General features: G+C 59.6%; 13 protein-coding genes. 3 read left to right on the forward strand and 10 right to left on the reverse strand.

Annotated features, from left to right (window positions below; translation table 11 throughout):
- Positions 1-195: 195 nt before the first annotated feature.
- Complete coding sequence (locus ACH6CX_RS14735) at positions 196-579, forward strand: VOC family protein (RefSeq protein WP_232941353.1); 384 nt, start codon at positions 196-198, stop codon at positions 577-579.
- A 30-nt stretch (positions 580-609) separates the two neighbouring features.
- Here the strand turns inward: ACH6CX_RS14735 and ACH6CX_RS14740 are convergent, their stop codons facing one another.
- The 10 genes from ACH6CX_RS14740 to sdhC form a co-directional block, all read right to left on the reverse strand.
- The gene (locus ACH6CX_RS14740; RefSeq protein ID WP_232941352.1) at positions 610-1,053 is read right to left on the reverse strand and encodes a hypothetical protein; all 444 of its coding nucleotides are present in this window, start codon (positions 1,051-1,053) and stop codon (positions 610-612) included.
- A gap of 119 nt (positions 1,054-1,172) precedes the next feature.
- The gene (gene sucD / locus ACH6CX_RS14745; RefSeq protein ID WP_232941351.1) at positions 1,173-2,045 is read right to left on the reverse strand and encodes a succinate--CoA ligase subunit alpha; all 873 of its coding nucleotides are present in this window, start codon (positions 2,043-2,045) and stop codon (positions 1,173-1,175) included.
- Positions 2,046-2,047: 2 nt separating this feature from the next.
- Positions 2,048-3,214 (reverse strand): ADP-forming succinate--CoA ligase subunit beta, encoded by a 1,167-nt coding sequence (gene sucC, locus ACH6CX_RS14750; protein WP_232941350.1) that lies wholly within the window; start codon positions 3,212-3,214, stop codon positions 2,048-2,050.
- A 224-nt stretch (positions 3,215-3,438) separates the two neighbouring features.
- Positions 3,439-4,881, reverse strand: coding sequence for a dihydrolipoyl dehydrogenase (gene lpdA, locus ACH6CX_RS14755; RefSeq protein WP_232941349.1), 1,443 nt, complete (start codon positions 4,879-4,881; stop codon positions 3,439-3,441).
- Positions 4,882-4,948: 67 nt separating this feature from the next.
- Positions 4,949-6,157 carry a 2-oxoglutarate dehydrogenase complex dihydrolipoyllysine-residue succinyltransferase gene (gene odhB, locus ACH6CX_RS14760; protein ID WP_232941348.1) on the reverse strand — a complete coding sequence of 403 codons (1,209 nt, stop codon included), beginning with the start codon at positions 6,155-6,157 and terminating at the stop codon, positions 4,949-4,951.
- Positions 6,158-6,233: 76 nt separating this feature from the next.
- Positions 6,234-9,062 (reverse strand): 2-oxoglutarate dehydrogenase E1 component, encoded by a 2,829-nt coding sequence (locus ACH6CX_RS14765; RefSeq protein WP_232941347.1) that lies wholly within the window; start codon positions 9,060-9,062, stop codon positions 6,234-6,236.
- Between the two features lie 206 nt (positions 9,063-9,268).
- Entirely contained in the window at positions 9,269-9,973 is a 705-nt protein-coding gene (locus ACH6CX_RS14770) for a succinate dehydrogenase iron-sulfur subunit (protein WP_232941346.1), read from the reverse strand.
- 19 nt (positions 9,974-9,992) lie between these two features.
- Positions 9,993-11,765: a succinate dehydrogenase flavoprotein subunit gene (gene sdhA / locus ACH6CX_RS14775; RefSeq protein ID WP_232941345.1), complete on the reverse strand. Its 1,773-nt coding sequence runs from the start codon at positions 11,763-11,765 to the stop codon at positions 9,993-9,995.
- Between the two features lie 3 nt (positions 11,766-11,768).
- Entirely contained in the window at positions 11,769-12,137 is a 369-nt protein-coding gene (gene sdhD, locus ACH6CX_RS14780) for a succinate dehydrogenase, hydrophobic membrane anchor protein (RefSeq protein WP_232941344.1), read from the reverse strand.
- Entirely contained in the window at positions 12,131-12,505 is a 375-nt protein-coding gene (sdhC, locus tag ACH6CX_RS14785; protein ID WP_232941343.1) for a succinate dehydrogenase, cytochrome b556 subunit, read from the reverse strand. The genes sdhD and sdhC overlap by 7 nt, the downstream gene beginning before the upstream one ends.
- Before the next feature lie 470 nt (positions 12,506-12,975).
- Here sdhC and gltA point away from each other — a divergent pair, with 470 nt between their 5' ends.
- A complete protein-coding gene (gltA, locus tag ACH6CX_RS14790) occupies positions 12,976-14,265 on the forward strand; it encodes a citrate synthase (RefSeq protein WP_232941342.1) in 1,290 nt (429 codons plus the stop codon).
- Between the two features lie 391 nt (positions 14,266-14,656).
- On the forward strand, positions 14,657-15,181 hold the full coding sequence (locus ACH6CX_RS14795; RefSeq protein ID WP_232941341.1) for a hemerythrin domain-containing protein: 525 nt from the start codon (positions 14,657-14,659) through the stop codon (positions 15,179-15,181).
- Positions 15,182-15,539: the final 358 nt, after the last annotated feature.

Below are 15,539 nucleotides of genomic sequence, written 5' to 3' on the forward strand. Positions count from 1 at the left end.
AGGGATCAAAAGCCAGGAATACTTGTACGTCGTATCGAGTCAGGGGGATTACCCTTCCCTTTCCGACACCAGGGCATCCTTCCATAACAGGACCGGATTTGCATCTGTCGCCGGGTTTCTGGAATTCTTACAGTTCAGGGTAAGTGCCGATAGAACCCGGCACCAATAAAAATCCCAAAAGCTTGGAACAGGAAGATGCTGGAAGGTATACACCACGCTGCCATTATCTGCTCGGATTACAGCGTGTCCCGCCATTTCTACACCGAGGTCCTGGGCCTCAAAATACGCGCAGAGAACTACCGGTCAGAGCGTGATTCCTGGAAACTCGACCTGGCTCTGCCTGACGGAAGCCAGGTTGAGCTCTTCTCATTCCCGGGCGCGCCCCCGCGCCCAAGCTATCCGGAAGCACAGGGCCTGAGGCACCTGGCATTCCGGGTGTCAGAGCTGGAACCGGCGATCGCGCAACTGGAAAGGGGCGGCATCGCGGTCGAGCCGGTTCGGACAGACGAATATACCGGCAGGCGCTTCACGTTTTTCAGTGATCCCGACGGCCTGCCGCTGGAGCTCTACGAACAGTAGAAATACGGTTTCATTTTCCAGGGCGGCGAGTCACTCGACAGCGAGGGCACTGGCAAGGCGTTCACCATCAAAATGCTTCTCCAGTCCACTGAGATAGCCCTGTACATCCGGATTAGCCATCAAGCCCTGCATCGCGACCTGGCCTAAAACAGCAAAGCTCGTTTCGAAGGCATTCTTTCCCTCGTACTTGATTGCCTGGGCGGTCTCGTCCTTACAGCGGTCAGCGAGCAGATCCATTACCAGACCGGCGGCATCCTTGTTCATCTGCGACGCCTGTGCCGGGGAAATGTTTGCAAGGTTTTTTACATCCGGGTGGGATGACATGGCCGCATACAGCCACTGGATAAACAGTGTCTTATCCGAGTCACTGGTTTCATGGACCAGACACTTGGACATTTCGTCAGTAAACGGGCCCGCGAAGGCCTGTGATGACAGGATACCCAGTAGCAGTAAGGCACGAGTGAAGGTTTTCATGGCGTCCTCTTGGCTGCTTTATGCAGCGGCTTAGTTTTTATCCAGAACTTTATAGCATGCTGCGCAGGCATAAAAAAAGCCGCCCGAGGGCGGCTTTTTTGCTCGAAAGCAGCGACTGGTTACCAGCCGGTTACTTCCTTCAGTGCGTCACCGATCTGCGCCAGGGAGCGCACGGTTTTGACACCGGCGTCTTCCAGGGCGGCGAACTTCTCGTCGGCAGTGCCTTTACCACCGGAGATGATCGCACCAGCGTGGCCCATGCGCTTGCCGGGAGGAGCAGTAACACCGGCAATGTAGGAAACCACCGGCTTGGTGACATTTTCCTTGATGTAAGCGGCAGCCTCTTCTTCCGCGGTACCGCCGATCTCACCGATCATCACGATAGCCTCGGTAGCCGGGTCCTTCTCGAACATCTCCAGGATGTCGATAAAGTTGGAGCCCGGGATGGGGTCGCCACCGATGCCCACGCAGGTGGACTGGCCGAAGCCGTGGTCGGTGGTCTGCTTGACCGCTTCGTAGGTCAGGGTACCGGAACGGGACACGATGCCCACTTTGCCCGGCTTGTGGATATGGCCCGGCATGATGCCGATCTTGCACTCACCCGGAGTGATCACACCCGGGCAGTTCGGGCCGATCAGGCGCACGCCCAGTTCGTCGCACTTAACCTTGGCATCCAGCATGTCCATGGTAGGAATGCCTTCGGTGATGCACACGATCAGCTTGATGCCGCCGTTGGCTGCTTCCAGGATGGAGTCCTTACAGAAAGGCGCCGGTACGTAGATTACGGACGCTTCTGCACCGGTGGCTTCAACCGCTTCTTTTACGGTGTTGAAGACCGGCAGGCCCAGGTGCTCCTGGCCGCCCTTGCCCGGGGTCACGCCGCCGACCATCTTCGTGCCGTACTCGATCGCCTGCTCGGAGTGGAAAGTGCCCTGGGAGCCGGTGAAGCCCTGGCAGATTACCTTGGTGTCTTTGTTAATCAGTACTGACATGATTATTTACCCTCCGCAGCTTTAACAACCTGCTCGGCAGCGTCAGTCAGGCTCTTGGCTGCAATAATGTTCAGTCCGCTGTCCGCCAGAACCTTGGCGCCCAGCTCGGCGTTATTACCTTCCAGGCGCACGACAACCGGCACCTTCACGCCAACTTCTTCCACTGCACCGATCACGCCTTCGGCGATCAGGTCGCAACGCACGATACCGCCGAAGATATTGATCAGGACGGCCTTGACGTTCTCGTCGGACAGGATGATCTTGAAAGCTTCAACCACACGCTCCTTGGTAGCGCCACCACCAACGTCGAGGAAGTTGGCCGGGCTGCCGCCGTGCAGGTTAACGATATCCATGGTACCCATCGCCAGGCCGGCACCGTTCACCATGCAGCCGATGTTGCCGTCCAGGGCCACGTAGTTCAGGTCCCACTTGGCAGCGTGAGCTTCACGGGCGTCTTCCTGGGACGGATCGTGCATTTCGCGCAGGTCCGCATGGCGGTACAGCGCGTTGCTGTCGATCACAACCTTGGCGTCCAGGCAGTGCAGGTTCTTCTCGGGAGTGATTACCAGCGGGTTGATTTCCAGCAGCGCCAGGTCCTTTTCCTCGAACATCTTGGCGAGGCCCAGGAAAATCTTGGTGAACTGCTTGATCTGGTTACCTTCCAGGCCCAGCTTGAACGCCAGCTCGCGCGCCTGGTAGGGCTGCGCGCCGGTCAGCGGGTCGACGGTGGCCTTGAGAATTTTTTCCGGAGTCTCTTCCGCTACCTTCTCGATTTCAACGCCGCCCTCGGTGGAGGCCATGAAAACGATGCGACGGGTGGAGCGATCGACTACCGCGCCCAGGTACAGTTCCTGGTCGATATCTGTGCAGCTCTCGACCAGGATGCGGGAAACCGGCTGGCCGTTCTCGTCTGTCTGGTAGGTAACCAGGTTGTTACCCAGCCACTTGCGGGAAAACTCCTCGATCTCGGCAGTGGAGTCCACCAGCTTTACACCGCCGGCCTTGCCGCGGCCACCGGCGTGTACCTGGGCTTTTACCACCCACTTGTCGCCGCCAATTTCCTTCGCTGCCGCCACTGCTTCTGCCGGGGTTTCCGCTGCAATACCTTTGGAAACCGGCAATCCGTATTCCGCAAACAGTTGTTTGCCCTGATACTCATGCAAGTTCATAGTCAATACCAATTCACATTTGAAATGTGTTTACCAATTGCAGATCACTCTGCACCTAAGAACAAAATTCGAAATTCCCGTCGTTGCAAATTTCAAATTCTGGGTCCATTGCCGGGGCAATGTTGCGCGGCGGGAGTTGCCGCGCACCGCTGGGAAGATATATTCCCGGCAGAAAAACGGTGGGGCGGTAAAACCGCCCCACCCTTCGCGACCGGAGGCCGCTCTTACTTGCGCTTCTTGCGGTTGGCGATATGAATGGCGTGACCATTCGCCGCCAGTGCCGCTTCCTTCACCGCCTCGGACAGGGTCGGGTGACCGAATACGGTCATACCGATGTCCTCGGCGCTGGAGCCGAACTCCATAGCAATTGCCACCTGCTGCACCAGGTCCGCCGCAGACGGGCCAACGATGTGCGCGCCGAGGACACGGTCGGTCTCGGCGTGGGCGATGATCTTGACCATGCCGCTGGTGTCGTTGGCAGCCATGGCACGGCCGGAGGCGGCAAACGGGAAGACACCCACATTGTAGGGCTCGCCCTCGGATTTCACCTGTTCTTCGGTCATGCCCACTGCGGCCACTTCCGGATGGGTGTAAATCACGTTGGGGATGACGTCGTAGTTCATCATCGGCTTCTGGCCGGCGATGCGCTCGGCGACAACCACGCCCTCTTCAGAGGCCTTGTGTGCCAGCATCGGGCCGCGCACCACGTCACCTACCGCCCACACACCCGGTGCAGAAGTCATGCACAGGTCATTGACGTAGATGAAGCCGCGCTCGTCCAGCTTCACATCGGCATCTTCGGACAGCAGGCCCTCGGTGTAGGGGCGACGGCCCACGCACACGATCAGCTTGTCGAAGGTTTCCTGCTGTTCATTGCCGTCCTTGTCCTCGTAGGTAACGACAACCTCGTCGCCCTTAACCTCGGAGCCGGTCACACGGCAGGAAAGACGGATGTCCAGGCCCTGCTTCTTGAAGATCTTCTGGGATTCCTTGGCGATCTGCTGGTCCATCACCGACAGGAACTTGTCCAGCGCTTCCAGAACCACCACATCGGAACCCAGGCGGCTCCATACGGAACCGAGCTCCAGGCCGATAACACCGGCGCCAATCACGCCCAGGCGCTTCGGCACCTTGTCAAACTCCAGCGCACCGGTGGAGTCAACGATAATCTTGTTGTCGACCGGGGCCGGCGGAATATTGATGGGCACGGAACCGGAAGCCAGGATGATATTGTCGGCTTCGTAAGTGGTGGCCTTGCCATCGTTGTCGGTCACTTCCACTTTCTTGTTGGCCAGCAGCTTGCCGGTACCTTCAATAGAGGTCACCTTGTTGGCAGTAAACAGGCCTGCGACGCCGCCGGTCAGCTTCTTGACGATATCGTCCTTGCGGCCGAGCATTTTCGGCACGTCAATCTTGACCTTGCTGGTCTCGATACCGTGAACGTCGAGGGAGTCTTTTGCCTCGTGATACTTCCAGGAGCTGTCCAGCAGGGCCTTGGAGGGAATACAGCCAACGTTCAGGCAGGTGCCGCCATTGACGACCTTACCGTCCTTGTTGGTCCACTTTTCCACACAGGCGGTTTTCAGGCCCAGTTGTGCGGCGCGGATTGCAGCTACGTATCCCCCCGGACCGGAGCCAATTACGATTACGTCAAATTTGTCCGACATGATCAGTTCCAAATATTCGTGAATGAGTTGGAGCCTGCTTGCAGGCCCCTACAGTCAAAGGCGGTTCTTATACTTCCAGCAGGATGCGCGCCGGATCCTCAATCATTTCCTTGATTGCCACCAGGAAGCCCACTGCTTCCTTGCCATCGATCAGGCGGTGGTCGTAGGACAGCGCCAGGTACATCATCGGCAGGATTTCCACCTTGCCATCGACTGCCATCGGGCGCTCCTGGATCTTGTGCATGCCCAGGATCGCGGTCTGCGGCGGGTTCAGGATCGGCGTGGACAGCAGGGATCCGAATACGCCACCGTTGGTGATGGTAAAGGTACCGCCGGTCATTTCCTCGATGGACAGCTTGCCGTCGCGGGCACGCAGGCCCAGGTCGCGGATATTGTTTTCCATATCCGCCAGGCCCATGTTCTCGGCATTGCGCAGGATCGGCACCACCAGGCCCTTGGGCGAGGACACGGCCACGCCGATATCCTGGTAACCGTGGTAGACGATGTCGTCACCATCGATGGAGGCGTTTACCGCGGAGTAGCGCTTCAGGGCCTCGACTGCGGCCTTGACGAAGAAGCCCATAAAGCCCAGGCGGGTGCCGTTGTGGGTCTTCTCGAACAGGTCCTTGTAGTTCTTGCGCAGGTCCATGATCGGCTTCATGTTCACCTCGTTGAAGGTGGTGAGCATGGCCGTGGACTGGGAGGCATCCAGCAGGCGCTCGGCGATACGCTTGCGCATGCGGGTCATGGGAACGCGCTTCTCGACGCGCTCGCCCTCGGCAACCGGAGCCTCGGCAGCGGCTGCCGCCGGTGCCGCGGCCGGGGCCTTCTCTGCTTTCTGCACGTCTTCCTTGGTAATGCGCCCGCCCTTGCCGGTGCCCTTGACGGAGCCCAGGTCGACGCCCTTTTCGTCAGCCAGCTTGCGCGCGGCAGGGTTTACCAGCTGGTCGCCGCCCTTGGAGGAAGGCTCTTCTTCCTTCTCCTCAGCTTTTTCCTCGGCTTTCTCTTCCTTGGCCTCACCGCCGGCGCTGCCGCCAGCACCTTCCTCGAACTTGGCGATCACCTCGTTGGACTCGACGGTATCGCCCTCGTCCTTGATGATTTCGCTGAGGGCGCCGTCCGCGGGTGCAACCACTTCCAGCACCACCTTGTCGGTTTCGATGTCCACGATCAGTTCATCGCGGGATACAGCCTCGCCGGGCTTTTTATGCCAGGTGGCAACGGTGCCATCCTGAACGGATTCCGGGAACGTTGGCGCTTTAATCTCGATCGTCATTGGTCCTGTTTCCTGAGATTGACTCTTGGGCGCCCCTTTCGGGGAACGCCCATTATTTGCTAATTACTGCCGCCCTTTACTTGACGGTCAGCGCCTCATTGATGAACTGGTTCTGTTCTTCCAGGTGCGTGGACATATAGCCCGCAGCCGGCGCGGCGGAAGCCGCACGGCCCACGTATTCCAGTTCCAGCTTGGGATGCTCTTCCGCCAGCAGCCGGCGCAGGTGATGCTGGCTGTGATACCAGGCGCCCTGGTTCATCGGCTCTTCCTGGCACCAGGCCACGCTCTCGAGGTTTTTGTACGCGGACACCGCGTCGACAAACTCCTCGTCCGGGAACGGATACAGCTGCTCGATGCGCACCAGCGCCACGTCCTCCTGCTCGCGCTCCATGCGCGCTTCCAGCAGATGGTAGTAGACCTTGCCGGAGCACAGGACCAGGCGCTTGACCTTGGCCGGGTCGACATTGTCATCCTGGATGACATTGTGGAACTTGCCGTTGGCCAGCTCATCCAGGGTGGAGGTCGCAAGCTTGTGGCGCAGGATCCACTTCGGGCTCATGATCACCAGCGGGCGGCGCATGGGGCGGATTGCCTGGCGACGCAGCAGGTGGAAGATCTGTGCCGGGGTGGTGGCGTTACACACCTGGATATTGTGCTCGGCGCACAGCTGCATAAAGCGCTCGAGGCGCGCGGAGGAGTGCTCCGGTCCCTGGCCCTCATAGCCGTGGGGCAGCAGCATCACCAGGCCACACATCCGGCCCCACTTGTGCTCACCGGAAGTGATGAACTGGTCGATCACCACCTGCGCACCATTGGCAAAGTCACCGAACTGGGCTTCCCAGACAATCAGCGACTTGGGCGTGGTAGTGGCATAGCCGTATTCAAACGCCAGCACGCCCTCCTCGGACAGCAGCGAGTCATAGATGTAGAACTCCGGCTGGCCGTCGTACATATTCTGCAACGGCACATAGCAGGAGCCATCTTTCTGGCTGTGCACAACCGCGTGGCGATGGGAGAAGGTACCGCGACGCACATCCTCGCCGGTCAGCCGGACCATATAGCCCTGCTCCAGGAGGGTGCCGTAGGCCAGGGTCTCGGCCATGCCCCAGTTAAGCGGGGATGCGCCGCCAGCCATCTTGCGGCGGTCTTCGTAGATCTTGGATACCTGGCGCTGCAGCACAACACCGTCGGGGATATCCGTCATGCGACGGGCCACGTCCTTCAGCTTGGGCAGCTCGAAAGACGTGTCACCCGGGGTGGTCCAGTCGTGGTTCAGGTAAGGGCTCCAGTCCACGAACATGGTTTCATCCGGCTGCTTCACCAGGCCGGTGGCCACGTCCTCACCCTTGTCCAGCTTGTCGCGGTAATCACTGGCAAGCTTGTCGGCGGCAGATTTGTCCAGCACACCCTCATTGACCAGCTTCTCCGCATACAGGGTGCGGGTGGTCTTGTGCTTGCGGATAGTCTGGTACATCAGCGGCTGGGTGCCGGACGGGTCGTCAGTCTCGTTGTGGCCGCGGCGGCGGTAGCACACCAGGTCGATGACGATATCTTTCTTGAACTCGTAGCGGTAATCGACGGCCAGCAGTGCCGCCAGTACCACCGCCTCGGGATCGTCGCCGTTCACATGCAGTACCGGGGCGTCGATCATCTTGGCCACGTCGGTACAGTATTCAGTGGAGCGGGCATCCTCGCGCTTGCTGGTGGTGAAGCCCACCTGGTTGTTCAGCACGATATGGATGCTGCCGCCGGTGTAATAACCGCGGGTCTGGGACATCTGCAGGGTTTCCTGCACCACACCCTGGCCGGCAAAGGCGGCGTCACCATGGATATTGATCGGCATCACCTTCTCACCGGTACCGTCGCTGCGTCGGTCCTGGCGGGCGCGCACGGAGCCGACCACAACCGGCGCACAGATTTCCAGGTGCGACGGGTTAAATGCCAGCGCCAGGTGAACCTCTCCACCCGGGGTCATCACGTTGGAAGAGAAGCCCTGGTGGTACTTAACATCACCGGAGGTGTCCAGGGTCTTCTTGCCCTCGAACTCCTCGAACAGGTCGGCCGGGTTTTTACCCAGGATGTTGACCAGGGTGTTCAGGCGGCCGCGGTGGGCCATGCCCATCACCACTTCCTTCACACCGTAGGTACCGGAGCGGCGGATCAGGGCGTCCAGCATCGGGATCAGGCTCTCGCCCCCCTCGACACCGAAGCGCTTGGTGCCCGGGTACTTGGAATCCAGGTGGCGCTCCAGGCCCTCAGCGGCGGACAGGCGCTGCAGTATCTCAGTCTGGATTTCAGCACCGAAATTGGGCTTGCTCTGGCTGCGCTCGAGGCGCTGCTGGAACCACTGCTGCTCATCCAGGTTGGAGAGATGCATGATCTCGGCGCCAAGGTTGCCACAGTAGGTGCGCTCGAGGCCCTCGACAATTTCACGCAGGGTCGCCTCGCCGCTGCCGAAGAACAGGCCGCCAGTCTGGAAGGTGGTATCGAAATCCCCTTCGGTCAGGCCGTGGTAGTTCAGCTGCAGGTCGGGCACCTGCTCGCGCGCCATCAGTCCCAGCGGGTCCAGGGTGGCCTTCTTGTGGCCGCGGTGGCGATAGGAACTGATCAATTGCAGGACTTTAACCTGCTTGCGCTCGTGTTCGATATTGACGGCGCCGGCACCGGGTGCGGCCAGCGGGCGGGTACGGTTTTTGGCCAGGAGCTCAAAGTGGGCGCGTACCGCTGCGTGGGACACGTCGCCACCGCTCTGGACCCGGGGCAGGCTGTCGAAGTAACTGCGCCACTCCTCCGGCACGGCACTGGGGTCGTGCAGATAGGTCTCGTACAGTTCCTCCACATAAGCGGCGTTCCCCCCCGATATATGGGAAGTGCGCCACAGCTGCTCCATGGTGCTTTCGTGCATGTTGATGCCTACCTCGATTGCAGCGGGGCCTCAGCATGGGCCTTTGCACTGCGCGTTCCTTTCACTCACAAAAGGGGAGGCGCCAAAAAGTCACCTCCCCTTTTCATCTTGGTACCGGCTCGCTGGCCGATTTTCTTGTAGTGGATGGGCGCCTGCTCTGGCGCCAGCCCCGTACGGGGGCAACCGGTCGGGCCGGCCACCCGCGCTTACACAGCGCGGGCCAGCAGCATATTGCGGATATGCCCGATCGCCCGCGTCGGGTTCAGCCCCTTGGGACAGACATTGACGCAGTTCTGGATACCGTGGCAGCGGAATACACTGAACGGGTCATCCAGGCCGGCCAGGCGCTCGTCGGTGGCGGTATCGCGGCTGTCCGCCAGGAAGCGGTAGGCCTGCAGCAGGCCCGCCGGGCCGATGAACTTGTCCGGGTTCCACCAGAAGGACGGACAGGCCGAGGAGCAGCAGGCGCACAGGATGCATTCGTAAAGGCCGTCGAGCTTTTCGCGGTCTTCCGGGCTCTGCAGGCGCTCGATCGCCGGTGCCGGGGTGTCGTTCTGCAGGTACGGCTCGATCTTCTTGTACTGCTCGTAGAACTGCTCCATGTCCACCACTAGGTCGCGGATCACCGGCAGGCCCGGCAGCGGGCGCAGTACCAGCTTGCCCTTGGGCGCCGCCTCTGACAGCGGGGTGGTACAGGCGAGGCCATTGCGACCGGAGATATTCATGCCGTCGGAACCGCACACGCCTTCGCGGCAGGAGCGACGGAATGCCAGGGTCGGGTCCTCCGCCTTCAGCAGTTCCAGTACGTCCAGCACCATCAGGTCCTTGCCCTGGGTGTCGAACTCGTAGTCCTGCATGTAGGGAGCTTTGTCGGTCTCCGGGTTGTAACGGTAAATGCTTACTTTCAACATACTCTATTCCGCTCCCGAATCAGTAAGTCCGAGCCTTCGGCTCGAAAGCTTCCATGGTGTTCGGCGCAAAGTTGACCGCGCGCTTGCCGACACGTTTTTCCGCCGGGAAGAACATGGAGTGGCACAGCCAGTTTTCGTCGTCGCGCTCCTGGTAGTCCTCGCGGGCGTGGGCGCCGCGGCTCTCGGTGCGCACTTCTGCCGGGATTGCGGTGGCCTCGGCCACTTCCAGCAGGTTTTGCAGTTCCAGCGCTTCGACACGGGCAGTGTTGAAGGCGTGGCTCTTGTCCTCGAGGCGCACATTCTCGATGCGCTCACGCAGGTCCTTGAGCTTTTCCACACCCTCCGCCATGTAGTCGCCACGGCGGAATACACCGAAGTGGTTCTGCATGACGCCCTGCAACTCATTGCGCAGGTCGGCTGCCTTTTCGCCATCGTTGGTATTTTCCAGGCGATTCAGGCGCGACATAGCTGCCTCGATATCGGAATCGGACGCTTCGCGTGCCTCGATACCCTCACGCAGGGCCTTCTCGATAAACAGGCCGGAAGCGCGACCGAAGACCACCAGGTCGAGCAGGGAGTTACCGCCCAGGCGGTTGGCGCCGTGCACGGATACACAGGCGACTTCGCCGCAGGCAAAGAAACCGTCAATCACCTGGTCGTTGCCGGCGGCATCCTGGGTCAGGGCCTGGCCGTGCACATTGGTGGGGATACCGCCCATCATGTAGTGACAGGTGGGTACCACCGGGATCGGTGCCTTGACCGGATCCACGTGGGCAAAGGTCTTGGCCAGCTCGCAGATACCCGGCAGGCGGCTGTTCAGCACTTCCTCGCCCAGGTGGTCGAGCTTCAGGAATACGTGATCGCTGTTGGGACCGGCACCACGCCCCTCCAGGATCTCCAGCACCATGGAGCGGGCCACCACGTCACGGGAAGCGAGGTCCTTGGCGTTGGGAGCGTAACGCTCCATAAAGCGCTCGCCATCCTTATTAATGAGATAGCCGCCTTCACCGCGGCAACCCTCGGTCACCAGTACGCCGGCACCGGCGATACCGGTGGGGTGGAACTGCCACATTTCCATGTCCTGAACCGGGAAACCGGCGCGCAGGGCCATGCCGACACCGTCGCCGGTGTTGATGTGGGCGTTGGTGGTGGAGGCGTAAATGCGGCCGGCGCCACCGGTGGCAAATACAGTAGCCTTGGACTTGATGAAGACCACCTCGCCATCCTCGATGGACAGGGCGATCACACCTACAACCACGCCGTCCTGATTCTTCACCAGGTCCACCGCGAACCACTCATTCAGGAACACGGTGTTGTTCTTGACGTTATTCTGGTAAAGGGTGTGCAGCAGCGCGTGACCGGTACGGTCAGCCGCCGCACAGGTACGGGCAGCCTGGCCGCCGCGACCGAAGTCCTTGGACTGACCGCCGAAGGGACGCTGGTAGATGCGGCCGTTCTCGGTACGGGAGAACGGCAGGCCCATGTGCTCGAGCTCAAACACGGCCTCGGGACCGGTGGAGCACATGTACTCGATGGCATCCTGGTCGCCGATGTAGTCAGACCCCTTCACGGTGTCGTACATGTGCCAGCGCCAGTCGTCCTGCGGGTCAGCACTGGCAATCGCGCAGGTAATCCCCCCCTGGGCGGATACAGTGTGCGAACGGGTCGGGAACACCTTGGTGATGACCGCGGTCTTGAATCCGGACTGGGCCATTTGCAGGGCCGCGCGCATACCCGCGCCGCCACCGCCGATTACGATCCCGTCAAAGGAAATGGTTCGCATGTTCGCCATAAATTACACACCCCACAAAATTTCAATGCCCCACACCGCGTAGATCACGGCCAGCGCGCCCAGGACTACCTGTGCCAGCACCCGCAGAGTGGTGGCCTTGGGGCCCATCATGCGGTTGGTAATGTAGTCGGTAACCACGGACCAGAGGCCGATCCAGGCGTGCGCGACGGTGGAGAGAAGCGCGACCAGACTGAAGATCCGCATCCAGCGCTGGTCGAAGAGCGCCGACCAGCTCTCGTAGCCGAAGTCGTCGCTGAGAAAGATGAAACCCACAATAAAGAGGGTATAAGCCAGCAGCACCACTGCCGTGACGCGCTGGTACAGCCAGTCAAAGACGCCGCTGCGGCCAAAGCTTGTAACCGTAGTTACCATAACCATACTCCCGTGAGCAGAATAAGGATTACACTGAGTACCAGCACCGCTACGGCGCCGCGACGGCCACCTTCAAGGCTCTCGCCGATCCCCAGGTCCATCAGCAGGTGACGCGCACCCGCCAGTGAGTGGTAGATCAGTGCCGCCAGGGATGCCCACAGCAGGAGCTTGGCGGGAACACTGCTGAACAGCGCTGCCGTATCGGCAAAGCCCTGCTCAGAGGCCAGGCTGGCATCCAGCATATAGAGGAGCAGCGCAACCACAGCGAAGAGAACCACGCCGGAGACACGATGCAAAATGGAAACCAGTGCGGCAGCGGGAAGCTTGATAGTGGAGATATCTAAATTGACAGGTCTGTCTTTGTTCACAGGAAAAACACCTTGTTGCCCTGAACGACCGGGCGCCCGTTAGCTTTTCAATGGAGGGGCGAACTGCTTGCTGGACGTTTCACATCCAAACTGGTGAAGCCTTGTCCAGAACGGCCTTACCATGGCGCAAGCCGCGCGGATTATAGGCATTTGATGGTCAAAACACAATGAAACTGCGCCCCGGCCCCGGCGGCACCCACCGGCCCGGCCGGAAGCATCCCCCGCCAGCATGCCCGGGGAGCCGGCGCCATTCTAACCGAAGATACTGGGAAAACAGCGCTGCAAAAGCAGCCGAATCCTCTCTTTAGTCAGTGAAAGACCGAATATCCTGCCGTTAAGCGACCAGCCGTCCACACGTTTTGGTTTGACAAATGGGGGGCCGCCACTTAAGTTTGGCCCCGCCGAAATGACCGCTAGGCCTCTGTGCAACAGGGAATAAGGCGGCATAAGAACAGTTTTAGGAGTCCGCAATGTCCGATAAAAAAGCGCATCTCACGGTCGACGGTATCGACGGCAGTATCGATATGCCGGTCCTTTCCGGCACCCTCGGCCCCGATGTTGTTGACGTCAGCAGCCTGACCGGCAAGGGCCTGTTCACCTATGACCCGGGCTTTGTCTCGACCGCCGCCTGCGAGTCCAAGATCACCTACATTGATGGTGCCAAGGGTCAGCTGCTGCATCGCGGATATCCCATCGAGCAGCTGGCAGACCAGTCCGACTACCTGGAGACCTGCTACCTGCTGATGAACGGCGAGCTCCCCTCAGCAGAAGAGAAGAAGAAGTACGTCGACACCATCATGAACCACACCATGGTGCACGAGTCGATCGTCAGCTTCTTCAAGGGCTTCCGTTACGATGCCCACCCGATGGCCATGATGTGTGGAGTGGTCGGTGCCCTCGCCTCCTTCTACCACGACTCTCTGGACATCAATGACCCCGAACACCGTCGCATCTCGGCCCATCGCCTGATCGCCAAGATGCCGACCCTGGCCGCCATGTGCTACAAGCACTCCAAGGGCCAACCCTTCATGTACCCGGATAACAGCCTCGGCTATGCCGAGAACTTCCTGCATATGATGTTCGGCAACCCGTGCGAGCCGAGCAAGGTGGACCCGATTGTGGCCAAGGCCATGGACGTGATCTTCCTGCTGCACGCCGATCACGAGCAGAACGCCTCCACCTCCACGGTGCGCCTGGCCGGCTCTTCCGGTGCCAACCCGTTCGCCTGCATCTCCTCCGGCATTGCCGCGCTGTGGGGCCCGGCACACGGTGGCGCCAACGAGGCGGTACTGAACATGCTGCAGGAGATTGGTGACGAGAGCCGCATCGACGAGTACGTGAAAAAGGCCAAGGACAAGAATGACCCCTTCCGCCTGATGGGCTTTGGCCACCGCGTCTATAAGAACTTCGACCCGCGTTCCCGTGTGATGCAGGGAATCTGCGACGAGGTCCTGAGTGCAATGGGTGCCGAAAACGACCCGCTGCTGCGGATCGCCAAGAAGCTGGAGAAGATCGCCCTGGAAGACGAGTACTTCGTCGAGAAGAAGCTCTACCCGAACGTGGACTTTTACTCCGGCATCATCATGAAGGCTATCGGTATCCCCACCGACATGTTTACCGTGATCTTTGCCACCGGCCGCACCGCCGGCTGGATCGCACACTGGAACGAGATGATCTCCAATCCCTACAAGATCGGTCGTCCGCGCCAGCTGTATACCGGCTACACCGAGCGCGACTACGTGCCGCTGGACCAGCGCTGATAGCGACAGGCAACGATTGAAAAACCCGGCCCCTGGCCGGGTTTTTTTATGGCGGCAAGAGCTGGCGCCAGGCTCGCTGCCAGCACTGTACCAACCATCTCCTCCGACCCTGATCAACTTACCTTCCAGCCCCCCGATCCCACCAGTCGCGAACTGGCCCGCTGAAGCTCCTTCCTCAACTGTTAACAGTGAAGGCACTCAGAAAAGTGCACCATAATCAGGCACAGCACCAAAATTCTGTGACTTGGTTCTCATGTGAGGCAGAAAAGTGGAACTCTGTTCTAAAAAACTGTTTCATCTATACGCCGTCACGGCAAAATCCGCTGTCCACAGCCATCAGTGGCACTCCGGTTCAACAACACTCCAAAAAGACCAAAAAAGGCCCAGACTCATGTTTCGCATCTTTTCCGGCAAATCCCGCAACGAGTCAGCTACTCGGGATGACCGCTATTCAAAGAACAGCACTGGCGGGACCAGGCAGGGACGGACAATCAACTATGACCCCGCACTGATCAATAGACTGAAGGGTGACCATCATGAATTGATCAGCATCTTCCAGCGAATCTGGTCAGAGGGGTATGAACGGCAGGACTTCCGCAAGCTGGCGCAACACCTGACCACATTCAAGTCCAGGTTCCAGGCCCACCTGATCAAGGAAAATGTGAGCTTTTACGTATACCTCGAGCAATCGCTGTCAGAGGACCTCCACACGCGCCAGATCGTCAAGGATTTCCGCACGGACATGAATGACATCGCCAACGCAGTAGTGCAGTTCTGTAAACGCTACTCGCACGAGGCTTTCACCCAGGAGATGGTGCGGGACTTCAAACGCGATTATGAAAAAATCGGCGAGGCCCTGACCCGGCGGGTCACACTGGAGGAAAAAGAACTCTACACGCTGTACCAACCCTCCTGAATTCGCTGGGAACACTACAGCACCCCGGCGCACCTGCACGGCGCCGCGGGCTGTAGTGGCCCGGGCAAATTCCGCAGCACGCCGCGCGGGCTGTGTCACATCCCAGCTGCCTTTCAGACTCCCATTCAATCCGACCCGTCCTGCCCCTCCGGACGGGCTGCGTTGATACCCCCATCACAAGCCCCGGGTAAATTATTTCACAGTGTTTTATAAAACAGGCCGGCTATGGACCTTCACTGGATTTTGTTTAAATATAGTGGCACTAAAATTCTCCAATAAACAAAATAATTAGAACAATAGATCTCAAGAGGGGCGCGGGGCTCCAGAATAATAATGAAGTACAAGACAGGATTGCGCA

This window comes from Microbulbifer sp. JSM ZJ756, assembly GCF_044383805.1.
GTDB lineage: Bacteria > Pseudomonadota > Gammaproteobacteria > Pseudomonadales > Cellvibrionaceae > Microbulbifer > Microbulbifer zhoushanensis.